Consider the following 625-nt stretch of genomic DNA (forward strand, 5'->3'; position numbering starts at 1 on the left):
TCGATGGTCTTGCGCCGGTCGTTCCCGACCCACTTGTCCTCGTCGTTCTCCACTTCGGTGAGCTGGTCCTTTTGCGCATGCAGCCACAGCTGCTCGGCCCCGGCCTTGTCCTCAAAGCGGATGGCGTTGGCATCGCCCGCGCCGTTCTTCAGTCCGTCGCCGAAGGCCCCGCCCTTGCTCGATTTGGTCTTGATGCCCGACTGCGTGGCGTTGGCCGGCAGCGCCCACGGCGGCATGTTGTCGGCGTTGTACACGCAGCCGGTGATGAGGGGGTAGTCGGGGTCGCCGTTGAGGAAGTCGACCACGACTTCCATGTTGATGCGCGGGATGAACAGGGCCCCGAAGCCGGAGCCGGCCCAGCTGCTGGAGACCCGCACCCAGCAGCTGGAGTTCTCGTTCATGGCGCCCACCCGGTCCCAGTGGAACTGCACCTTGACGCGCCCGTACTGGTCGGGCCAGATCTCCTCGCCCGGCGGGCCGACGACGACGGCGGTCTGCGGGCCGGTGGGTCCTGGGTTTCGGCGGTGGTGCGCGCGGGGGGTGTAGGGCACGCTGGTGGGCTGGGCCAGCAGGGTGAACCGCTGGAACGAGCCTTCTTCCTGCGCGTGCCCTTGGGGGCCCGGGG

Annotated in this window: 1 protein-coding gene; it reads right to left on the bottom strand. The window is 68.6% G+C overall.

Going from position 1 to position 625, the window contains the following annotated elements:
• Positions 1 to 625, bottom strand: a 625-nt coding sequence (gene tssI, locus AC27KI_RS26765) for a type VI secretion system tip protein TssI/VgrG (RefSeq protein ID WP_487116930.1), incomplete at both ends; no start/stop codon positions are given.

This window comes from Acidovorax sp. KPB24-03 (genome assembly GCF_057546605.1).